Genomic DNA, 1,803 nt, shown 5'->3' with positions numbered 1-1,803 from the left:
GGTACGGTGAGCAGTGGGTTTACCGAGATTGATGGTGTCGATACTGCGACAAATGCTGTTGCATTCGGAACTACCGGTACAGCGGAAATCGCCGATCTCGACCTTGCGAGTGATGGCATTGCCAACCTGACCATAACATTCGCCAACAGCACGATCAAGGATGGTGCTGCTGAACAGTTGCTTGTGGAGGGGACAACCTCCTCGATAGCACTGAATACTACAGCTTCTGCGTCAAACCTGACGACAGCCATTTCCAGTATTACCTGGTCGGTGGCCGTAACGAGGACGGGCGACGCGTCTACAGGGACTACGAGCGTTGTCTTCACGAATTCATCCAGTCCCACCGAAGTGACAACAGCTCAGGCTGAGGCGCTGCTGGATGCGATCAAATACAACAACACCTCCGACACGCCGACTGCTGGAGCCCGTACATTCCAGGTGACGGTTTCAGATGGTACGGCCATTTCAAGCGCCGCTACAAAGTCGATAACGGTGACGGCGGAGAACGATACGCCGGTAATCTCGGTGGTCAACGTAGCAGGCGCCATCACGGAAGGCACTACCCTCAGCGACAGCGGCAGCATAACCTTCGCCGACCTCGACCTGACGGACCTTCCTGTAGCCAGCGAAGCGACCCTCTCGGTCAGTGCCCTGAAAGCAGACGAAACAACAGTCCTGACGCTGACGGCAGCGCAGCTGACCGACATCGAAGACGCGTTCAGCATCAGCAATGTTGACGGTAACGACAACGACGGCACCGTCACCTGGTCGTACAACATAGCCGAAACCGCGCTTGACTTCCTTGCAAAGGATGAGGTCGTAACGGCCGTGTTCACCATCACGGTGGATGACGGCAACGGTGGCACAGACACCGAGGACGTGACCATAACGCTGACAGGCTCCAACGACGCACCGGTAATCACGCAGGACACTGGAGACAGCATAGCAGCAGCGATCACCGAAGCAGACATCGCACTGGAAGCCGATGGTACGCTGAGTGTCGAGGATCTCGACACCACCAACTCGGTTGCAGTGAGCGTAGTCTCGGTAGCTGCCTCTCAGCTAGACGGTTCCGATGATGCCATGACCAGCGACAGCAGTCAACCGGACAATGAAGCCTTGCTTGCAATGCTGACGGCCACAACGGACCCGATTGACGGCACAGTAACGACCGGGGATATTGCCTGGGCGTTCAACAGCGGTAGCGAAGCCTTCAACTACCTTGCAGCCGGAGAGAAACTGGTGTTGACCTACACGCTGACAGCCAGCGATGGAACAGCCAGCGACGACCAGACTGTGACGATAACGATCACCGGCACGAACGACGCACCGGTAATCACGCAGGAAAATGGAGACAGCATAGCAGCAGCGATCACCGAAGGCACTACCCTCAGCGACAGCGGCAGCATAACCTTCGCCGACCTCGACCTGACGGACAGTCCTGTAGCCAGCGAAGCGACCCTCTCGGTCAGTGCCCTGAAAGCAGGCGGAACAACAGACCTGACGCTGACGGCAGCGCAGCAGGCCGACATCGAAGCCGCGTTCAGCATCACCAATGTTGCCACCAACACCAACAACGGTGAAGTCACCTGGTCGTACAGCATCGCTGAAGCCGCGCTGGACTTCCTTGCAAAGGATGAGGTCGTAACGGCCGTGTTCACCATCACGGTGAATGACGCCAAGGGTGGCACAGACACCGAGGACGTGACCATAACGCTGACAGGCACCAACGACGCACCGACGGTCAGTTCTGCCATCACCAGTGCGAAAGCCGAGGGCGATGCATCCTATCAAATCGATCTG

The 1,803-nt window shown here is 57.3% G+C and carries 1 protein-coding gene; it reads left to right on the top strand.

Features of this window, described 5'->3' with window-relative positions:
• A partial coding sequence (locus EKD02_RS09790; RefSeq protein ID WP_221763000.1) for a VCBS domain-containing protein occupies positions 1-1,803 on the top strand: 1,803 nt, incomplete at both ends.

The sequence above is a fragment of the Chlorobium phaeovibrioides genome (genome assembly GCF_003968655.1).
In the GTDB taxonomy this organism is placed as follows: Bacteria; Bacteroidota; Chlorobiia; order Chlorobiales; family Chlorobiaceae; genus Chlorobium; species Chlorobium phaeovibrioides.
This window is presented reverse-complemented; position numbering and strand designations above follow the sequence as displayed.